The 20,729-nt window shown below is 62.3% G+C and carries 17 protein-coding genes; 5 read left to right on the top strand and 12 right to left on the bottom strand.

From position 1 onward, the window contains the following. Positions 1-17: 17 nt before the first annotated feature. The 7 genes from PQQ96_RS05765 to PQQ96_RS05735 are packed head-to-tail and all read right to left on the bottom strand — an operon-like array spanning position 18 to position 8,884. On the bottom strand, positions 18-839 hold the full coding sequence (locus PQQ96_RS05765) for an adenine nucleotide alpha hydrolase family protein (protein WP_408289894.1): 822 nt from the start codon (positions 837-839) through the stop codon (positions 18-20). Continuing rightward, entirely contained in the window at positions 836-2,014 is a 1,179-nt protein-coding gene (locus PQQ96_RS05760) for an electron transfer flavoprotein subunit alpha/FixB family protein (RefSeq protein ID WP_408289893.1), read from the bottom strand. The genes PQQ96_RS05765 and PQQ96_RS05760 overlap by 4 nt, the downstream gene beginning before the upstream one ends. A 4-nt stretch (positions 2,015-2,018) precedes the next feature. Further along, positions 2,019-3,932, bottom strand: coding sequence for a (Fe-S)-binding protein (locus tag PQQ96_RS05755; RefSeq protein WP_408289891.1), 1,914 nt, complete (start codon positions 3,930-3,932; stop codon positions 2,019-2,021). Positions 3,933-3,934: 2 nt separating this feature from the next. Next, entirely contained in the window at positions 3,935-5,998 is a 2,064-nt protein-coding gene (locus PQQ96_RS05750) for an oxidoreductase (protein WP_408289889.1), read from the bottom strand. A 40-nt stretch (positions 5,999-6,038) separates the two neighbouring features. Next, a complete protein-coding gene (locus PQQ96_RS05745; RefSeq protein WP_408289887.1) occupies positions 6,039-6,575 on the bottom strand; it encodes a DUF5943 domain-containing protein in 537 nt (178 codons plus the stop codon). A 44-nt stretch (positions 6,576-6,619) separates the two neighbouring features. Then, positions 6,620-7,591 carry a dipeptidase gene (locus PQQ96_RS05740; protein WP_074287570.1) on the bottom strand — a complete coding sequence of 324 codons (972 nt, stop codon included), beginning with the start codon at positions 7,589-7,591 and terminating at the stop codon, positions 6,620-6,622. Between the two features lie 18 nt (positions 7,592-7,609). Further along, positions 7,610-8,884, bottom strand: coding sequence for a serine hydroxymethyltransferase (locus PQQ96_RS05735; protein ID WP_408289885.1), 1,275 nt, complete (start codon positions 8,882-8,884; stop codon positions 7,610-7,612). Positions 8,885-9,303: 419 nt separating this feature from the next. On the opposite strand from PQQ96_RS05735, the gene PQQ96_RS05730 reads away from it, so the two are divergent. Next, positions 9,304-10,299 carry a GlxA family transcriptional regulator gene (locus tag PQQ96_RS05730; protein ID WP_408289883.1) on the top strand — a complete coding sequence of 332 codons (996 nt, stop codon included), beginning with the start codon at positions 9,304-9,306 and terminating at the stop codon, positions 10,297-10,299. A 58-nt stretch (positions 10,300-10,357) separates the two neighbouring features. Here PQQ96_RS05730 and PQQ96_RS05725 read toward each other — a convergent pair whose 3' ends face one another. Next, the gene (locus tag PQQ96_RS05725) at positions 10,358-11,131 is read right to left on the bottom strand and encodes an SDR family oxidoreductase (RefSeq protein WP_408289881.1); all 774 of its coding nucleotides are present in this window, start codon (positions 11,129-11,131) and stop codon (positions 10,358-10,360) included. 97 nt (positions 11,132-11,228) lie between these two features. Next, complete coding sequence (locus PQQ96_RS05720) at positions 11,229-12,071, bottom strand: EamA family transporter (RefSeq protein ID WP_408289879.1); 843 nt, start codon at positions 12,069-12,071, stop codon at positions 11,229-11,231. A gap of 99 nt (positions 12,072-12,170) precedes the next feature. Between PQQ96_RS05720 and gcvA the strand changes: the two genes are divergently transcribed. Next, positions 12,171-13,082, top strand: a complete 912-nt coding sequence (gene gcvA, locus PQQ96_RS05715) for a transcriptional regulator GcvA (RefSeq protein ID WP_408289877.1) — start codon at positions 12,171-12,173, stop codon at positions 13,080-13,082. A 228-nt stretch (positions 13,083-13,310) separates the two neighbouring features. Here the strand turns inward: gcvA and fdhA are convergent, their stop codons facing one another. Next, positions 13,311-14,510, bottom strand: coding sequence for a formaldehyde dehydrogenase, glutathione-independent (gene fdhA, locus PQQ96_RS05710; protein WP_408289876.1), 1,200 nt, complete (start codon positions 14,508-14,510; stop codon positions 13,311-13,313). 250 nt (positions 14,511-14,760) lie between these two features. Here fdhA and betI point away from each other — a divergent pair, with 250 nt between their 5' ends. The 3 genes from betI to betA are packed head-to-tail and all read left to right on the top strand — an operon-like array spanning position 14,761 to position 18,547. Then, on the top strand, positions 14,761-15,348 hold the full coding sequence (betI, locus tag PQQ96_RS05705; RefSeq protein ID WP_408289874.1) for a transcriptional regulator BetI: 588 nt from the start codon (positions 14,761-14,763) through the stop codon (positions 15,346-15,348). 31 nt (positions 15,349-15,379) lie between these two features. Next, entirely contained in the window at positions 15,380-16,849 is a 1,470-nt protein-coding gene (gene betB, locus PQQ96_RS05700) for a betaine-aldehyde dehydrogenase (protein WP_408289872.1), read from the top strand. Positions 16,850-16,861: 12 nt separating this feature from the next. Further along, positions 16,862-18,547 carry a choline dehydrogenase gene (gene betA, locus PQQ96_RS05695; protein WP_408289870.1) on the top strand — a complete coding sequence of 562 codons (1,686 nt, stop codon included), beginning with the start codon at positions 16,862-16,864 and terminating at the stop codon, positions 18,545-18,547. 212 nt (positions 18,548-18,759) lie between these two features. Here the strand turns inward: betA and PQQ96_RS05690 are convergent, their stop codons facing one another. Together PQQ96_RS05690 and PQQ96_RS05685 are read right to left on the bottom strand one after the other, a co-directional pair. Further along, positions 18,760-20,178 carry an MFS transporter gene (locus PQQ96_RS05690; RefSeq protein WP_408289868.1) on the bottom strand — a complete coding sequence of 473 codons (1,419 nt, stop codon included), beginning with the start codon at positions 20,176-20,178 and terminating at the stop codon, positions 18,760-18,762. Between the two features lie 257 nt (positions 20,179-20,435). Next, positions 20,436-20,699, bottom strand: a complete 264-nt coding sequence (locus tag PQQ96_RS05685) for a hypothetical protein (protein ID WP_408289866.1) — start codon at positions 20,697-20,699, stop codon at positions 20,436-20,438. Between the last annotated feature and the right edge of the window lie 30 nt (positions 20,700-20,729).

The following is a 20,729-nucleotide window of genomic DNA, read 5'->3' as shown; positions in this document are numbered from 1 at the left end:
CTGGCCCGAACCGGAAATCAGTAATCTACGAGTTGATGCTCGCGCAGATACGCAAGGATCACTTGTGCTTTTTCGACGGAACTCCCTTCAATTACGACGCTGCCACCGCGGCTTTCGGTCGTCGTCGCCGAGAGCATGCGGGCATGGCCGGAGCGCTTCTCGGCGGCGGCGAGGCGCACCGGTTTGGCGCTCGCGGGGCGGGTCGTCCAGGCGAGGTTGTCGGGGTTGGCGGCGTCCGGGCTGCCGGCATCCGGGCTTCGGGCGTCCGGGCCCCCGGGCGCTTCTGTCGCGACCGGACGGATCGTGCCTTCGCGCAGCCTGGCATAGGCGTAGCTCGGCGTCGTGTTGGCCATTGGATGCACCGCGATCAATGCCGGCAACCGCACTTCAACCCGGCGGCGCAAGCCCTTGGGCATAAATTGCCGGACTTCGGCGCAGCCCTCGCGGAGCGTCAGATCGACTGCAGCGCCGACCAGCGGCATGTTCAACGCACTGGCGACGCGATACGGCAGCATGCCGCTATCGAATGCGCCTTCAGCACGCGTGCCGGTCAATACAAGGTCATAACCGCGCAGACGGGTGGCGAGCGGCGCCACGGCATCGCCTTGCAATTCAGGCGTTGCTGGCACGTCCAGCACCTCGACAGTGCGCGCACCGAGCGCGAGATACTCCTTGAGCGCCGGGTTCGACGGATCGCCCGCATGCAGCACGTCGAGCGTCGCCCCGTGCGTTTTGGCGAGCGAGAGCGCGATCGTCAGCGCGGCGGCGTCATTGCGGCTGTAACGCGCGGTACCGCTGACCGGGTGCCGCCCCACGGAAACCAGTACGGCGATCTTCATGCAAGCGCTCCTTCCGCAACAGCCGGCGAATTCAATAGCGCAGCACCGGTGCCGCGTGCCGTGCGCGCAGCCGCCGCGGCTTCGTTCAGCGCCGCAATGGTTTCCTGCGCATCCGCGATAACGGTCAGATTGGCGCGTTTGGCGATTGGCGCACTGGCGTCGAGATTCACGGCGATCACGTGCCGGCAATCCTTGATGCCTTGCAGATGCTGAACCGCGCCTGAGATACCGAACGCGATATACACGCTCGCTTCGACGGTCTTGCCGGTGGCGCCAATCTGCTTGTCGCGGGTGAATTTGCCGTCGTCCACGGCGACGCGGCTTGCGCCGATCGCCGCGCCTAACGTGACCGCAAGACGCTCGAACGAAGGGACATCGCTGACGCCGTTGCCCGCCGAGACAATGAAATCCGCCTCTTCGAGCGCAAGCTGGGCGGCGTCGATTTCCTCAATGCCAAGATCGCGCACGATACCTTCAGACGAAGCCGGCTCGCCATCGAAGCGCCACACGACCCGCTCACCCGCCCCCACGAACGGCAACTTTGGATCGACCGCATTCGGCGCAAGCAAAACGACCTCAGGCAGTGAGCGCGTAGCGAATGCCGTAGTCGTCTGGATATATACCGCGACATGTGCTGCGTCGATCTCGACGACATGCGTCGCGACGCTCGCGTTAGCGGCTGCTGCATAGCGGCGGCCGAGGTCGCCGTCGCCGGTGGCGTTGTCAGGCAGGAAAATGTGTGCCGGCGCATAGGCCGCGACGCACGCGGCCAGTGCGTTCAACTCATCCAGAGGCGCGAAAGCACGGCGGTCGAACATCGGCAACTCGATCAGCTTGTCGGCGCCGAGCGCGGCGGCGTCGCCGGTGAACTCGCCGAATACAAGCAGGACGACTCCGGTTGTCGCGTTCGCGATCAACGCAGCGGCAGCCAGGGTCTGACGTGCGTGATCATCCAGCGCGCCGCGGTCCGCGTGTGCGGCCACCAGCAGCACACGCTGCGGCGCGGCCGTCGTGCGGCGCGGTTTCGTTTGTTCACGATGCGCCGACGACGCCGAGCCGTGCGCCTCGAATTCCATCGAGCCGGCCAAGCCAGTCATGCCGAGCGTGATACGCTTAAGCCCGTCCGCCGTGATCGTGAACGGCCGGCGCGGATCGATTCGTTTGAGATTGTTCATCGCGTCACTCCAGCGCCGCTGCAACCAGTTCGGCAACGTCCAGCACTTCCGGACGCGGGCCGACCACGCCTTCGAGCATCGCCGTGCAATTCGGACAGCCGACCGCGACGATCTCAGCACCAATCGAGCGCGCGTCGTCGATACGGATATCGGGAATGCGCCGCTTGCCGGGAATATCAGTCAACGGTGCACCGCCGCCACCTCCGCAGCAACGCCCGCGCATCCCGTTGCGTTCCATCTCGACCACCTTGATGCCGATAGTCTTCAGCAAACGGCGCGGCGCTTCCGTTTCTCCGTTATAGCGGCCCAGATAGCACGGGTCGTGATACGTGATCTTGCGGTCGGCGAACGCGGCGACTGCCTTCGGCGCCAGCTTGCCGCTCGAGACCAGTTCTTCGATCAGCGCCGTATGATGCTGCACCTCATATAAGCCGCCGAGTGCGCGATATTCGTTGCGCAGGCTGTGCATCACGTGCGGATCGGCGGTCACGATCTTGCGGAACGTGTACTGCGAGAGTGTGCCGATCAGCCGTTGCGCGAGTTGCTGGAACGTCGCTTCGTCGCCGAGACGTCGAGCCGTATCGCCGGTATCGGTTTCAACGCCACCGAGCACCGCATAGTCGATCCCCGCCCGATTCAGCACCTTGATCAGCGCGCGCAGCGTGCGCTGATAGCGCATGTCGAATGCGCCTTCGCCGGCGATCAACAGCACATCCACCGGACGTCCCGGTTGAGCGATCTGCACCTGCAGATCGACCGCCCAGTCGTAGCGGGCACCGATGTCATAACCGTTCGAACTGCCCGTCTCGCGCAGATTGGCGAGCGTGATCGGGCCTTTTCCGGGTACGCTGCCTTCGACCAACGTCTGGTTGCGGCGCATATCCACGATCGCGTCGACGTGCTCGATCAGCATCGGGCATTCCTGCACGCAGGCGCGGCAGGTCGTGCAGGACCACAGCGTATCCGCCTCGATCAGGCTCGACACGAGTGGCTTGCCCGGCGCTCCGCCGTGTTTGCCGACCGGAATGCCAGGCGTCGGGCTGCCGGCATAAGCCTCATCCGTGCCACCGACCATGCCCGTGACAAGATCCTGAATCAGCTTCTTCGGATTGAGCGGCTGTCCGGCGGCAAACGCAGGACACGCTGCCTCGCACTTGCCACATTGCACGCAGGCGTCGAAGCTCAGCAACTGGTTCCAACGAAATTCCACCGGCTTGCCGACGCCGTATTCCTTCGCGTCGAGCAGCGGCGCCTTCAGCGCGGTCGGCGGCACGACATCGTTGTCGTTACGCTCGGCAAAACGCTCCTGACGCGGGTGAAACGCGAGGTGCAGCAGACCGGCGAGCGCATGCTTCATTGGACCGCCACGTGCCGCGCCGAACGTCATCGTGAACGCGCCCACCGCGATCAGCAGCGAGACAATAATCGCCAGCGCACCCGACATCGCCGCAGCCGGCAGCGCGATGAACAGCGCCAGACCGAGCGCGAACGACCCAAGCAGGAGCGGCAGATGATCCCACGGCCCACGCGAGAGCCGTGCAGGGACGGCCTTCGCACCATGCCGCCGGCGCCAGACGAACACCGCGCCCACCAGCATCACGAGCGCTGCCAGAAAGATCAGCTTGTCGAGCCACGGCGAGTAGATGGCGAGACCGTAGTTGACGAACACCAGCGCCATTGCGAGGATCGCGCCGCCCGCCGTCGCCACGTGCGTCTTCGCGATGTACGGGTCACGCGCAACCACATGGTGCAAGTCGACGAAATAGCGCTTCGGGATCGCCAGCAGATTGGTCCAGCCGTACGCGCCCGCGGCCGTGGCACGGCCTTCGCGCCAGTACGCAGCCCGTTTGGCGAGCGCGAACGCGAGGCCCGCCACCGACAACCACAGCAGGACGGTGATGACAAACACGGGGCTCATCGTCAGAAATCCTTGCAAAGGCGCAGCGCGTCATAGATCGCGCCGTGAATGTTGTGCATGGAAATGCAGTCGCCGACGCGGAACAGCAGGAAGCGACCGTTACCGAGTTCCTCGCTGAGCGACGGTTGCGGCTCCGACGCGAAGAGCTTGTGCACGTCCAGCTGGCCGCGGTTCACCGACTCGGGCTTGAGCTTCCAGTAGAGTTCGTCGTTCGGCGTGCTGCCGTTTTCGATGACCACCTGATCGACGGCGCGTTCTTCCTGCTCTTCCGTGTACTCATTGCGGATCACGGCGATCTTCTTGCCGTCCTCCTCATACACCTTGTCGAGCCAGTAGTTCGGCGTGTGAATCACGCCTTGCGCATAGAGACGCCGATAGAAGATCGGGAACGTGGTGCCGCCGACATCGTCGGCAACCTTCACGTCCGGCGTCACGATCTCGACGTTCGAGCCGCGGCTCGACATGAAATCCGCGACACCCGCGCCGGCGTGCGTGCTGACGCCGTCATACACCAGCACGTTCTTGCCCGGTTCGACCTTGCCTGACAGCACATCCCATGAACTGACCGCGAGCCCTTCCTCAACACCCCATGCGGCCACTTGCGACGTGAACGACGAACCGCCCGTGGCCAGCACGACGATGTCCGGCTTCTCGGCCATGATGGTTTTTTCGTCGGCGGCGACACCGAGACGGCGGTCGACACCCAAGCGCTTCGTTTCCATATCGAACCAGCGCACGATGCCCGCCATCTGCTCGCGCTGCGGTGCTTTCGCGGCCAGCATGATCTGACCGCCGACGTAGTCATTTTTCTCGAACAGCACCACGTCATGGCCGCGCGACTTCGCCACGCGCACCGCTTCCAGTCCAGCGGGACCTGCCCCGACGACGACGACCTTGCGCTTCGGCCCACGTGTCTTCGCGATCACGTGCGGCATGGTTTCTTCACGTGAGGTCGCGGCGTTCTGCACGCACAGCACGTCCAGCCCGTTGTACTGGCGGTCAATGCAATAGTTCGCGCCGACGCATTGCTTGATCTCGTCCTCGCGGCCGTCGCGGATCTTGATGACCATATGCGGATCGGCGATCTGTGCACGCGTCATGCCGACCAGATCGACCATGCCGCTCGCCAGCAGCCGTTCCGCCTGGCCCGCATCGCGAATACTTTGGGCATGCATCACCGGCAGCTTCACGACCGACTTGATCCCCGCCGCGAGATGCACGAACGGTTCGGGCGGCAGCGCCATCGGCGGCATGCAGTTCGCCAACGTGTTATGCGTATCCGCGCCGGAACCGATCACGCCGAGGTAGTCGATCAGCCCGGTTTCGCTCATCGCCTGGGCGATTTCTTTCAGCTGCTCGTGATCGAGACCGTCTTCATGGAACTCGTCGCCACACATACGCAGACCGACGCAAAAATCCGCGCCGACCGCTTCGCGCACGGCCTTCAACACTTCCGTGCCAAACCGCAGGCGGTTTTCGAGCGAGCCGCCCCATTCGTCGGTACGGAAATTCGTGCGCGGGCTCCAGAACTGATCGATCAGATGCTGGTGGGCCGCCGAGATTTCGACACCGTCCATTCCGGCATCCTTCACGCGCTTTGCGGCCGCTGCAAAGTCAGAAATGATGCGGCGAATCTCTTCCACCTCGATGATCTTCGCATTGCCGCGGTGCACCGGCTCACGCACACCGGATGGCGACATCAGATGCGGCCAGTGCTCACCATGAAACGCCGAACGGCGGCCCATGTGCGTGGCCTGGATCATGATCTTCGCGCCGTGCTGGTGCATTGCTTCGGCGAGCCGCGCGAGTGGATCGATAATCTTGTCGGTCGACAGATTTACCGACTTCCACCAGCCTTGCGGGCTATCGATCGACACCGGGCTCGAGCCGCCGCACACGGCGAGGCCGACACCGCCCTTGGCCTTCTCTTCGTAGTAACGTATATAGCGATCGCCGGGCAAACCGCCCGGTTCCGCATACACCTCCGCGTGCGCAGTGCTGACAATGCGGTTACGCAAAGTCAGTTTGTTCAGCGTAAGAGGCTTGAAAAGGTTCGGGTAACGCATCGCGATCGACCTCGGAATGGATAGGCTATGTGCGTTGTTGTTACGACGCGAGCGGCGACACTTCGAACACGCAGTAATCGTGGCCTTCTGCCGCGCAGCGCGCTTCCTTCGAATGGGACGGTGGACCTTTGCGCTGTTCATCCGGCGCGGTGTCGTTGACCCAGTCCATCGCGCCCGCGAACCAGCCGGCAAACATGTAGCAAAGCTTGCCTTCCTTGCCTGGCTGCGCGAGCACGAACGACGAGTGGTGCAATTCGATGCGAGCATGCGAGCTCGACGGATCGGCTTCCGTGATCGTGAAGAGGCCCCAGCCACGTTGCGACAGGCGGTTCAGGTAATGCTCGAACACCGCCATACCGGCAATACCGTGCTGTTTCGCTTCCTTGTCGCACCAGAAATACGCGGACTTGTAGCCGGCTTTGTAGAGAATCTCGGCATACGTGTCGATGCCGAGCGCTTCCTCGACAGCCGTGTGATTGTTCGTGAAGAAGTGACGCGGCACGTAGAGCATCGGCAGCGCGTCGGTGGTCCAGACGCCGGTGTTCGGATCGACGTCGATAGGCAGTTGGGGTTGCATGTTGGGGCTCCGTTTTTATAGGTTCAGGTTCAGTGAATGGCGAATCAAACCTTCCAGACTTCACCAAACACCCGTACCCAGTTTTCACCCATGATCTTCTTGATGCGGGTTTCGCTCCAGCCGGCGCGTTCCATCGCGGCCGTCAGGTTCGGAAACTCGCCGATCGTGCGGATGCCTTCCGGATTCACCACCTTGCCAAAGTTCGTCAGTTGGCGATAACGGCCCTTGTCGTGCGTGATCCAGTCGAAGAACTCCGTGCTATAGCCCTGCGTGAAGTCAGTGCCAATGCCGACCTGGTCCTCGCCGATCAGGTTCACCACGTAGTCGATTGCTTCGATATAGTCTTCGACCGTCGCGTCCGGGCCGCGCTTGAGGAACGGCGCGAACATCGTTACGCCGACGAAACCGCCTGCGTCCGCGATTTCTTTCAGTTGCTCGTCGCTCTTGTTGCGCGGATGCTCTTTCAACCCTGACGGACAGCAATGCGAGTAGCACACCGGCTTGTTCGAGGCAGCAATCGCTTCGGAAGAAGTTTTACCGCCCACATGCGAGAGATCGACCATGATGCCGACGCGGTTCATCTCCTGAATCACTTCACGGCCATAGCCGGACAGACCACCGTCACGCTCATAGCAGCCCGTGCCGACCAGATTCTGCGTGTTGTAGCAAAGCTGGACCACGTTCACGCCGAGGTCCTTGAAGGCCTCGATATAGCCGAGGTTGTCTTCGAACGCATGCGCGTTCTGGAAGCCGAAAATGATGCCGGTCTTGTTCTCTTTCTTCGCGCGCAAGATGTCGTCGGTGGTACGCACGAGCGTCAGGATCTCGCCGTACTCGCGGATCTGCTGCTTCATCTCGGCGATGTTGTCGACGGTCTTCTGGAAGCTTTCCCAGACCGACACCGTGCAGTTCACCGCGGTCACACCGCCCTTACGCATGTCTTCGAACACCGAGCGCTCGAACTTCGAAATGTTCAGACCGTCGATGATGATGCTGTTGTCGTGCAAAGTGCTCATCGTTTGCTCCAGGCGTGCTTAGTAGATGGGAAAGCGTTCGCACAGCGCAAAAATCTCGCGGCGCACGCGTTGTTCGGTTGCGGCATGGCCTTCCGGATGATCGCGCAGCGCGTCGAGCACTTCGACGATCAGCCGCCCGACTTCGCGGAACTCGCTCACGCCGAAGCCGCGCGTGGTGCCCGCCGGCGTGCCGAGGCGAACGCCGGACGTGACCGTCGGCTTCTCGGTATCGAAAGGAATGCCGTTCTTATTGCAGGTGATGCCCGCACGTTCCAGCGCCTGCTCGACCTGATTACCTTTGAGGCCCTTCGGGCGAAGATCGACCAGCAGCAGATGGTTGTCCGTGCCGCCCGTCACCAGATCGACACCGCCCGCCTTCAGCACTTCGCCCAGTGCCTGCGCATTGGCCAGCACGTTGTCGACGTAGGTCTTGAAGCCCGGTTGCAGCGCCTCGCCGAACGCCACCGCCTTGCCGGCGATCACATGCATCAGCGGACCGCCCTGCAAGCCCGGGAACACCGCCGAATTGATCTTCTTGGCGATGTCTTCGTCGTTCGTCAGGACAAAGCCGCCACGCGGACCGCGCAAGGTCTTGTGCGTAGTCGACGTCACGACGTGTGCGTGCTCCACCGGATTCTGGTGACGCCCCGCCGCGATCACCCCGGCGATGTGCGCCATATCCACCATCAGCTTCGCGCCCACGCCATCGGCGATCGCGCGCAGCCGTGCAAAGTCCAGTGCACGGGGATAAGCCGAGAAGCCGGCGATCAGCAACGCCGGTTTGTGCTGCTGCGCGAGTTCCTCGATCTGCTCGTAATCGATCAGCATCGTGTCGCGATTCACGCCGTATTGCACTGCGTTGAACCACTTACCCGACATTGCCGGCTTCGCGCCATGGGTCAGGTGGCCGCCCGCGTCGAGCGACATGCCCAGCACCGTGTCGCCCGGCTTGACGAGTGCGAGCATCACCGCGCCGTTCGCCTGCGCGCCGGAGTGCGGTTGCACGTTGGCGAATTTCGCGTTGAAGAGCTGCTTGATGCGATCGAGGGCCAGCGTTTCGATCACGTCGGCATACTCACAACCGCCGTAATAGCGTTTCCCCGGATACCCTTCCGCGTACTTGTTGGTCAGCACCGAGCCCTGTGCTTCGAGCACCGCGCGCGACACGATGTTCTCCGACGCGATCAGTTCGACTTGCGACTGCTGGCGCTCCAGCTCTTTCAAAATGGCGCCGCGCACCGCCGCGTCACGCGTGGCGAGCGATTCTTCGAAGAAAGGATTCGGGTTCGACATGGAAGGTCCGTGGGGTGGTTGGCCGAAGGCCGGGGGCGGCTGTAAAGCCCTGCTGCTACCGGTCTGCATTGCGTCTATTCTTGACGCTTGCCCCGCGCGCCAATTTACGAATTCAGACGTGTTCTTTGCCTTTTCCGCCATACGCGTCCAATTTCGACAAGTCGCGACGACAGGTTTCGAACGATCGTTAGCGTTTTGCGCTCATGCTGCACTGCAGCTGATCGTTGTGCGCAGTTCGGGTGCGTGGATGAGCGCTGGCGGCTCCCTTCTGGTGCCGTTTGTTTAGCGATCCCTCTTTATTAATGGGCAACTGAGGGTTTAGCCTGATGGCACGCTAGTTGCGCTCGTCCTCAAAATTGCAACAGTCGCCGCTCCCCACGGCGACGCGACATTACAGATTCGAAGGAATCATTTCCCCCATGTCCACCGATCGCACGGCGTCGCTGTCGCATTTCGCATTCATGCCGCTTCCGAACTTCACGATGATCGCGTTCACGAACGCGATCGAAGTTCTCCGCATGGCGAACTACCTGACAGGACAAACGCTTTACCGCTGGTCGATCGTGAGCCCCGAAGGCGGCCCGGTGACCGCAAGCAATGGTCTGGCGGTCGACACCGGGCCAGTTGAATGCGTCGGTCAACCGGATATCGTGTTTGTGGTCGGCGGTATCGACGTGCAGCGCGCCACGACCCCCGCCCATCTTTCCGCCCTGCGCCGCTTTGCCCGCACGGGCAGCGTGCTCGGCAGCCTGTGCACCGGCACCTATGCGCTGGCGCGTGCCGGTCTGCTGGGTGGTTATGCGTGTGCAATTCACTGGGAGAACATGTCGGCGCTCAAAGAAGAGTTTCCCGACACACGTTTTCTGAAGGAACTGTTCGTGGTCGATCGTGATCGCGTCACCTGTACGGGCGGCGTCGCGCCGCTCGACATGATGCTCAACCTGATCGCGCCGCGGGTCGGCACGGCACGGGTCACGCAGATCGCGGAGCAGTTCATCGTCGAACATGTGCGCGATACGAGCGCACAACAGAAAATGCCGCTGGTGGCGCGGCTCGGTTCGGCCAACAAGTCGCTCTTCGAAGTGATCTCGCTGATGGAGAACAACATCGAAGAACCGCTTTCACGCGAAGAGCTCGCGCGGCTCGCCGATATGTCGCAGCGGCAATTGCAGCGTCTGTTCCGCGAACATCTGGGGATGACGCCGACCCATTACTATCTGACGCTGCGCTTGCGACGTGCCCGCGAGTTGCTGCTGCAGACCGACATGTCGATCATGCATATCACGATGGCTTGCGGCTTCCAGTCGGCTTGCCACTTCTCGAAGAGCTATCGCGACGCGTTTGGTACCGCGCCAACGCGTGAACGGCGCAGACAGGCGCCGTCGCTGGCCTCTGCGCCGGTCATGGCGGCGTGATTCCGGGCCAGCGTTTCAATTCTTCGCGCACACCCAGCCCGGTGCCGCACCCTGTAGCTCACTTGCCGCCAGTGACATCGAGGAACGTGCCGGTGATGAAGGAAGCCTCGGCGCTTGCCAGCCATAGGATCGCCCGCGCGACCTCTTCAGGTTGACCGCCTCTTCCCATGGGGATCGAGTCTTTGACGCGATCCACCCGTCCTGGCTCTCCACCGCTAGCATGCATGTCGGTGTAGATGTGCCCAGGGCGAATGCAGTTGACGCGTATCCCATCCCGCGCGACTTCCTTGGCGAAGCCGGTAGTGAATGTCTCAACGGCACCCTTCGACGCAGCGTAGTCGACATATTCGTTTGGACTGCCGAGCCGGGCCGCTGCCGATGAGATGTTGATCACGGAGCCCCCTCGTCCGTTATGACGATACGACATGCGTTTCGCTGCCTGCTGTGCACAGAGGATTGGGCCGATCGAGTTGACCGCGAAGATACGCTGCATCCGCTCGAATTCGAGATCCTCCAGGCGGGACTGCGGCGCAAGTACCGCGGCGTTGTTCACCAGCACGTCGATCCGGCCGAAGGTCCGGTCGATCGCGGCGAATAGCTGAGCGACCTGCTCAGGATCCGCGCTATCTGCGTGCACGGGTAAAGCCCGGCGCCCAACGGCTTCTACATCAGCCGCCACCGCGAGGGCGGCTGACTCGTTGGAGACGAAGCTGATCGCGACATCGTAACCTTGTGCGGCAGCAAGCCGAGCAGTCGCCGCGCCTACGCCACGACCTCCACCCGTTATCAGAATGAGCGGCGCCTGCGGGACGTGGTCTGGAGTCTTTGGCATGTCGGTATTCCTCAGGGAGATTTAGATAATAAGAATCGACAGAGCGTCGTGGATATCGTAGGGAAAACCGTGTAGCAGAACGACGGGCCGACCGATCTCAAAGCCCCAAACAAACGGCCCCACCCGCGACAATCACGCACGCGAGCCAGCGTTTGCCACTGACCGTTTCCCGCAGACACATTCGTCCGATCAGCACCGCAAACACCACACTGGTCTCGCGCAACGCCGATACCGCGCCCATCGCGCCGGACTGCAATGCCCATATCACGATGCCATACGCCGCGATCGACACCAGGCCGCCGACGAGCGACGAGCCGATTGCCATTGGCGAGGTCCGTACCGGCGCGCACAACGCCGCGAGCCCACGCGTCGCGACGAACAGCACCGGCATCAGCCAATAGAACAGAAACATCCACGCGGTGTAGGCGATCGCCTCGCCGCCGGATAAGCGCACGCCGATGCCGTCTATCACGGTATAAACGGCGATCGTTGCGCCGGTCGTCAGCGCAGCCAGCAAACCCGCACGCGACACGTGGCTTCCCTCCAGGGCGATTGCGATGATGCCGCCCGATATCATCACGATCCCGAGCACATGCAAGGGGCCGATTGCCTCATGCGCGAAGAGCGCCGCGCCGAGCGTGACGAGTAGCGGTGACGAGCCGCGCGCGATCGGATACGCCTGCGCCAGACCGTTGCGGCGATACGACCGTACGAGGGTCACGTTGTAGACGATATGTACGAGCCCCGATGTGGCGATGTACGGCCACGCCGCGCGGGTCGGCCACGGTGTGAACAGAATCACGACGGTAGAGACCATCGCGATGGCGATGCTCATCCACGTCATGGACAGCAAGCGGTCGCCATTGCCGTGCAGCATCGCGTTCCAGCTCGCGTGAAGCAGTGCGGCAAGGAGGACGAAACCGCCGGTATAACTGAGCATGCGAGTGCCGGAGAAAGGGTGAAGCAAGAAGGATATCTATCTTGTGACGGGCTAACAAACCAGATAAATTGCTGGTTCGCGTTAGATAAACTCTTCCGAATGAAACGGATATTGCCTCCCCTCAATGCATTGCGTGCCTTCGAGGCCGCTGGCCGGCTAGGCAGCTTCAAGGAAGCCGCCGCGGAATTGCACGTGACTCACGGTGCGGTGAGCCAGCACGTGCGCCTGCTTGAGGAGTGGCTGGGCGCACCGTTGTTTGAACGGCACAACCGGCGTGTGGCGCTCACTGCAGCGGCGAAGGCCTACCTGGATGAAATCGGTCCCGTATTCGAGCAACTCTCGCAGGCAACCGCGAGATATGGTGTCCCCGCAACGGTCTCCCGGACACTGTCCGTGAATGCTCCCGCAACGTTCACATTGCGTTGGTTGGTGCCGAGACTGGCGAAATTCCGTGTCGAGCATGCCGACGTGGACGTCAAGGTGGAGACGTCGAACGAGCCGGTGGAGAGCCTGAAAGAGATCTATGACGTCGTCATCCGGGGCGGTCCGGACACGTTCTATGGCTATTCGATGCGACCTTTCCTGTCCGAGGAGAGACTCCCGGTCTGCAGTCCGGCACTCTTGCAGCGACTGCCGCTTCGGACGCCAGACGATCTGCGGCAGCATACGTTGCTGCACACGTCGAGTCTGCCGCGACTCTGGCCGGACTGGCTGGCGAGGGCGCAGATTTCCGCACTCCGGCCGGCTGCCACCCTGACCTTCGATCACTTCTATCTGACGTTGCAGGCTGCCATCGACGGCATAGGCATCGCGATGGGACCGACTGCGCTTGTATCAGACGACCTTGCTGCTGGCCGGCTTGTCGCGCCCTTCACCGGCCCTCGTCTACCGTCGCGGAGCTATTGCACTTACGTTCCGGATGGGATATCTGCAAATGACCTGGTCGTGCTGTTCCGCTCATGGCTCGAGCGCGAGGGGACGCGTTCACAAACGCAGACGCCCCCTTCGTGATGTCCGGTCGTTCGGATCAGGTGCTCGTGTGGCCGATCCAGGTCGATCAGCAATCGTTCGAAACGCCCACCGGGACGCCTGGCGTACGACAAAGTCCAGATCTTGAGGACACTCCAGGTTAAACGGGCGCGCCAGATGACTGACGCGCGCTACTCGCTTAACCTGCTATTGCCCGTTTTCTGAAGCGCCCCCATGAAGTACATCAACGCATGTACAGCGGTGCTGACTTCAGGCCGCTTTCAACAGCCCGTGCGGGTCGATCACAAACTTCCGCGGCGCGCCGCCATCGAATTGCCGGTAACCGTCCGGTGCTTCGTCGAGCGATACCACGGTCACGTTGACAATGTCGGCAATCGGCAAGCGGTCCCACAAGATCGCCTGCATCAGATTGTGGTTGTACTTCATTACCGGCGTCTGTCCGGTATGGAACGAGTGCGACTTGGCCCAGCCGAGGCCGAAACGGATGCTCAAGCTGCCTTTGCGGGCGGCGGCATCGGTGGCACCCGGATCATCCGTCACATACAGGCCCGGAATGCCGATCGCGCCGGCAGCCCGGGTGATTTCCATCAGCGAATTGAGCACGGTGGCCGGCGCTTCCTCATGCGAGCCGCTGCTGCCGTGGCCGTGCGCCTCGAAGCCGACGCAGTCCACGGCGCAGTCCACTTCGGGCTTGCCGAGAATCTGTTCGATCTGCTCACCGAGCGTAGCGTCCTTCGATAGATCGATGGTCTGGAAGCCCATCTTGCGCGCATGCGCGAGACGCGCCTCATTCATATCGCCAATGATCGTGCAGGCCGCGCCCAGCAGTCGCGCGGAAGCGGCGGCCGCCATCCCCACTGGCCCCGCGCCCGCAATGTAGACGGTAGCGCCGGGCTTCACGCCCGCCATCACCGCGCCGTGATAGCCGGTCGGCAGAATGTCGGACAGACACGTCAGGTCACGGATTTTCGACATCGCCTGGGCGTAGTCGGGGAATTTCAGCAGATTAAAGTCCGCGTACGGCACCAGCACGTACTCGGCCTGGCCGCCGATCCAGCCGCCCATGTCGACGTAGCCATAAGCCCCACCCGCCCGCGACGGATTGACGTTCAGGCACACGCCCGTGTGCTGCGCCTTGCAGGTCGGGCAGCGTCCACAAGCGACGTTGAACGGCACCGACACCAGGTCGCCGATCTTCAACGTTTCAACATCGCGGCCCACCTCGATCACCTCGCCCGTGATCTCATGGCCGAGTACGAGGCCGACCTCGGCGGTCGTGCGACCACGCACCATGTGCTGATCGGAACCGCAAATATTCGTGCTGACCACCTTCAGGATCACACCGTGGCCGATTGACCGGCCACGCGGATCGACCATCTTCGGAAAGTCGATCGACTGCACTTCCACCTTGCCCTGCCCGAGATACACGACGCCGCGATTGCTGCTCATTTGCCTGTCTCCATGTCTTGTGAGCGGCGCCTGACTTGATGTAGCGCGCCGTTCAACGAGCGTAGCGCCCACTGAAACAAAGGACCTGTACCGAACGCGACACTGGTTTGGCAGGAACCGACACGCCGGGCGCAACCCGTGTACACGCTGATGCAACCCGGTTTTTATTGATTGACCGTTCAATATAAAAAAACTAACATGCCCCATCGAACACTTGGGCGGCCGGTCTGCGCCCGCCACCCCTAGCACCATGCCCAAACTTGGAATGCGCGAAATCCGCCGCGCCCAGCTGATCGACGCAACGCTGCTGACCATCGACCAGACCGGCCTGGCCGGTGCGACGCTCGCTTCGGTTGCCCAGCGCGCGAGCATTTCCACTGGCATCGTCAGCCACTATTTCGGCGACAAGGACGGGTTGCTCGAAGCCACCATGCGCCACGTGCTGCGTGATCTGTGGCAAGCCACGTCGCGCAGGCGCCGCGCGGCGAAAACGGATCCGCGCTCGAAGCTGCGTGCGGTCGTCGCGGCGAATTTCGACGCCGAGCAAACCAGCAGTCCGGTCATGAAAACATGGCTCGCGTTCTGGTCCGAGAGCATGCACAAGCCGCAATTGCGGCGGCTTCAATACGTGAACACGCGCCGGCTGAACTCGAACCTGTGCGCGGATTTTTCTAAAGCGCTGCCGCGTGCGGCGGCGCGCCGTGCGGCGAGCGGCCTCGCGGCGCTGATCGACGGACTGTGGCTGCGCGGTGCTTTGTCCGGTGAGCCCTTCGATACGAAGGCGGCACTGCGCGTGGCAAACGACTACATCGATCTGCTGCTGGAAACACGCAGCTAGACCGGTGACATTTTCAAAAAAGGAGCAAGTCATGGCGGTATTCGCAACGCAACGTCTCTATATAGGCGGCGCCTACGTCGACGCGATCAGTGGCGAGACCTTCGACACGCTCGACCCCGCCACCGGCGAAACGCTCGCGACGGTACAACAAGCCTCGGCGGCCGACGTCGAGCGCGCCGTGCAATCCGCACGTGACGGCCAACGCGAGTGGGCCGCGCTCACGGCGATGCAGCGCTCGCGCATCCTGCGCCGCGCGGTCGAGATCCTGCGCGAACGCAACGACGAACTCGCCGCGCTCGAAACACGCGACACCGGTAAGGCGATCGCGGAGACCCGGGCTGTCGATATCGTCACGGGCGCCGACGTGATCGAGTATTACGCGGGGCTTGCTACCGCCATTGAAGGGCAACAGATTCCGCTGCGGCCCTCGTCGTTCGTTTATACGCGGCGAGAACCGCTAGGCGTGTGCGCGGGTATCGGCGCGTGGAATTACCCGATCCAGATCGCATGCTGGAAATCGGCGCCCGCGTTGGCGGCCGGCAACGCGATGATCTTCAAACCGAGCGAAATCACGCCACTGTCAGCACTGAAACTCGCGGAGATCTATACCGAAGCCGGTGTACCGGCCGGCGTGTTCAACGTCGTGCAAGGCGACGGACGCGTGGGTGCGATGCTCGCCGCGCATCCGGACATCGAGAAGATTTCGTTCACCGGCGGCGTCGAAACGGGCAAGAAGGTGATGTCACTGGCGGGCGCATCGTCACTGAAGGAAGTGACGATGGAGCTGGGCGGCAAATCCCCCCTGCTGGTCTTCGACGATGCCAACCTCGAACGCGCCGCCGACATCGCGATGAGCGCCAACTTCTTCAGCTCCGGTCAGGTTTGTACAAACGGCACACGTGTCTTCGTTCAGCGTAGCGTGCTGGAACGGTTCGAAGCGCTGGTACTGGAACGTGTCAAGCGGATTCGCGTCGGCGCGCCCACTGACGCCGATACCAACTTCGGCCCACTGGTCAGCGCGGCGCAATTGCAGAAAGTGCTGGGCTACATCGAAAGTGGCGTCCAGGAAGGCGCGCGGCTCATTGCCGGCGGCAAGCGGCTGACGGAAGGTCATTTCCGCAACGGCCAGTATGTCGAGCCGACGGTGTTCACCGGCTGCCATGACGACATGCGTATCGTGCGCGAAGAAATTTTCGGCCCGGTGATGAGTATTCTCGTTTTCGACGACGAAGACGAAGCGATCTCCCGTGCAAATCACACCGCCTACGGCCTCGCTGCGGGCGTTGTGACTGAGAATCTGGCGCGTGCGCATCGCGTGATTCATCGACTCGAAGCGGGTATCTGCTGGATCAACACCTGGGGCGAATCGCCCGCCGAAATGCCGGTGGGCGGCTACAAGCAGTCGGGCGTCGGCCGCGAAAACGGTATCACCACGCTCGAACACTACACGCGCATCAAGTCCGTGCAGGTCGAACTCGGCCCGTATCAACCGGTGTTCTAAGGAGGGGTGGCGATGGCTTCCAACGAATACGACTACATCATCGTCGGCGCGGGTTCGGCGGGCAACGTGCTCGCCTCGCGCCTGACCGAAGGCGAGGACGTGACCGTGCTGCTCCTCGAAGCAGGCGGCCCCGACTACCGTTTCGATTTTCGCACGCAGATGCCCGCGGCCCTCGCCTTTCCGTTGCAAGGGCGACGCTATAACTGGGCGTACGAAACCGACCCCGAACCGCATATGAACAACCGTCGCATGGAGTGCGGACGTGGCAAGGGGCTCGGCGGTTCGTCGCTGATCAACGGCATGTGTTACATCCGCGGCAACGCGCTCGATTACGATGGCTGGGCCGCGCGTGCCGGGCTGGAGAACTGGACCTATCTGGATTGCCTGCCGTACTTCCGCAAAGCCGAAACACGCGACGTGGGTGCGAACGCGTATCACGGCGGCGACGGCCCGGTCCATGTAACGACGAGCAAGCCCGGCAACAATCCCCTGTTCGCGGCGATGGTCGAGGCCGGCGTGCAGGCGGGTTTTCCGCGTACGGACGATCTGAACGGCTATCAGCAGGAAGGCTTCGGTCCGATGGATCGTACGGTCACGGCGAACGGCAGACGCGCCAGCACCGCGCGGGGCTATCTGGATCGTGCGAAGACGCGTCCAAATCTGACCATCGTGACGCATGCCATGTCCGATCGCGTGCTGTTCCTGGGCAAGCGTGCGATCGGCGTCGCGTATCTGCAGCATGGCAATGCTGTAACCGCGCATGCACGCCGCGAAGTGCTGGTGTGCAGCGGCGCGATTGCCTCGCCGCAATTGCTGCAACGCTCGGGTGTGGGCCGCTCGACGTGGCTGCGCGAACTCGGTGTGCCGCTCGTGCACGATCTGCCGGGCGTCGGCGAAAACCTCCAGGACCATCTGGAGATGTATATCCAGTACGAATGCAAGGAGCCGATTTCGCTGTACCCCGCGTTGCAATGGTGGAATCAGCCTGCAATCGGACTCGAATGGATGCTTAACGGCACGGGCATTGGCGCGAGCAACCAGTTCGAAGCGGGTGGCTTCATCCGGACCCGCGATGATGATCTATGGCCGAACATCCAGTATCACTTCCTGCCCGTTGCGATCAACTACAACGGTTCGAACGCGATCAAGATGCACGGTTTTCAGGCGCACGTCGGTTCGATGCGTTCGCCGAGCCGTGGCCGTGTGAAGCTCACGTCACGCGATCCTGCCGCGCATCCGAGCATCCTGTTCAATTACATGGCCGATCCGCTCGACTGGCGTGAATTCCGCGACGGAATCCGCATTACGCGCGAAATCATGCGTCAGCCGGCGCTCGATCGATATCGCGGGCGGGAACTGAATCCGGGCGCTGAACTCACGACCGACGAACAGCTCGACACCTTCGTGCGCAACCGTGCGGAGACGGCGTTTCATCCGTCGTGCTCGTGCAAGATGGGTTATGACGATATGGCTGTGGTGGATAACGAGGGCCGCGTGCATGGGCTCGATGCGCTGCGCGTCGTCGATGCGTCGATCATGCCGCAGATCACAACCGGCAATCTGAATGCGCCGACGATCATGCTCGCGGAGAAGATCGCCGATCGGATTCGCGGACGGGATGCGCTGGCGCGGGTGGAAACGCCCTACTTCGTGGCCCGCGGCGTGGCGTCGAGGAAGCGGGAAGCGGCAGCGGTTTAGTTCTCGCCGGGTCGAACCTCGTGCCAACGACAAAGCCGCGATAGATTCGCGGCTTTTTAACACCTTGGTCCCCTGGTAAGTGCCGCAATTCGCGCGGGATTTAACGCGTGCGATTCACAGACATAATTTCACTTCCTTGGATGCCGTTTCCTTAACGTCCTGGAACTCGTGGCTCCGGCAGGAGACGCGAGATCCAGCGCCCCCAGACGCACTCACTCCCGCGCAGGACTCAACACTCCCTGCGCATCCGGTTCAACCGCTTCAGATACCAGGGTCTCCAGCGCCAGCCCACGCGTCTCGATGCCCATGATCCACACTGCCGCAGCGGCGATCACAAAACACATCGCGCCAAGCGAAAACACGCCGCCTTGCCCGAACATCGGCAGGACGACACCGACCACGTACGGGCCAATCAGTGACCCCACGCGCCCAATTGCCGATGCAAAGCCTGATCCTGTTGCCCGTGCGCCGGTGCCATAAAGCTCAGGCGTATAGGTGTAAAGCACCGCCCACATCGCAAACATGAAAAACTGCATCGCGAGTCCGGCGCAGATCAGCAACGTCGGCGTTTGCGCGTGCAGCGCGGTTTGTCCATAGACATAGGCCATCACCGCGCTGCCGGCGAGCGACGCGATACAGGTCGGCTTACGTCCCCAGCGTTCGACCAGCCACGCTGCGCAGATGAAGCCCGGAATCCCACCGAGTGAAATCAGCACCGTATACAGCACCGACTTCGTCACCGCAAAGCCAGCTTGCTGCATCAACGCGCCGAGCCACGACGTCAACCCATAAAATCCGAGCAACGCGAAGAACCACAACGTCCACACCATTATCGTGCGACGCCGGTAAGCCATGCTCCAGATCTCGCGAAACGCGCTTGTGCCCTTCGCGGCCTGCGGTTCCTGCAACATCACCGGCGCGGGTAACCGGCTCAAGCCGGCCGCTTTCATCACCTTCCCTTCGACTTCGCCGAGGATCTTGTCCGCTTCGGCGAGACGTCCGCGATGCTCCAGCCAGCGCGGCGATTCCGGCACGACGCGGCGCACGATCAGTACGAACACGGCGGGAATCGCCAGCAACGCGAACTCGGTGCGCCAACCGAAGGTTGGCAACACGAAATACGACACCACGCCCGCCGTGATGAAACCGAGCGGCCAGAAACCGTCCATCAGCGCGATCAGGCGTCCGCGCGACGCCGCCGGCACGAATTCCGACAAGAGCGTCTGCGCAATGGGAAACTCCATGCCCATGCCGAAACCAAGCAGCACGCGATAGAAAATCAGCGCTTCGACGCTCTGCGCGGTCGAGCACAGATACGATGCGAGCCCCCACAGCACCATGCTCCACTGAAACACGGGGCGCCGTCCGAAGCGATCGGCCAGCAATCCGGCAGCAGCCGCGCCGATCACCATGCCGAAAAAGCTTGCACTCGCAACGAGCCCCGCAGTTGCGGTCGACAAATGAAATTCGCTTTTGATCGAGCCGAGCACGAAGGTCATCGTGCCGAGATCGACCGAGTCGAAGAAGAATGCGATGGCGATGATGATGAAGATGGTCCGGTGATATCCGGAGAACGGCAGTCGCTCGAGTCTGGCGGCTGCGCTCGCGCGAGGCTGAAAAGCGGTAGACATGTCATCCCCTCGTTGATGCGGCGGCTGCCGCGTGGACGTTCCGATCTGTGCATTTCAGTAGACGCCGACATAAATCGGCCACATAGAAGAAATACGTCATCCGGATGGAACGGGGGCGTCGTTCCTGTCTTTCGCGCGCATGCATACGCGCGAAAGGCGCACTTTCGTGTCGAAGCCGTGTAATGGAGAAACAGCGGGCGAAACAGCAGGCGAAACAGCGCTTCGTGGCCGAAGCGGTGCATGCACGAAATCGACCCTTATGGGCGAAGCCGCGCCCGCGCGGCGCCGGCGATACGCGCGAGCGCATCCGCACTCAACCTGGCGGCGATTTTCTCAACGTATTCGTGATGCCGCGGCTGCAGCGGTGCGCCTAACTGCTGCGCGAGGAGATAGCGGATCAGCGCGATGCGCCGATGCCGCAACACGATGCTCTGATCGAGCAGCGCGAGCGCGGCATGGGCATCGCCGTGTTGGCACGCGCGCTCGGTAAGACGCGAAGTGGCGAGACGTGTCGACGTCATGTCAGTCTGCCAACGGGAAAGCCACGAGCG

This window comes from Paraburkholderia sediminicola (assembly GCF_046027825.1).
Lineage (GTDB): Bacteria > Pseudomonadota > Gammaproteobacteria > Burkholderiales > Burkholderiaceae > Paraburkholderia > Paraburkholderia sediminicola_D.
This window is presented reverse-complemented; position numbering and strand designations above follow the sequence as displayed.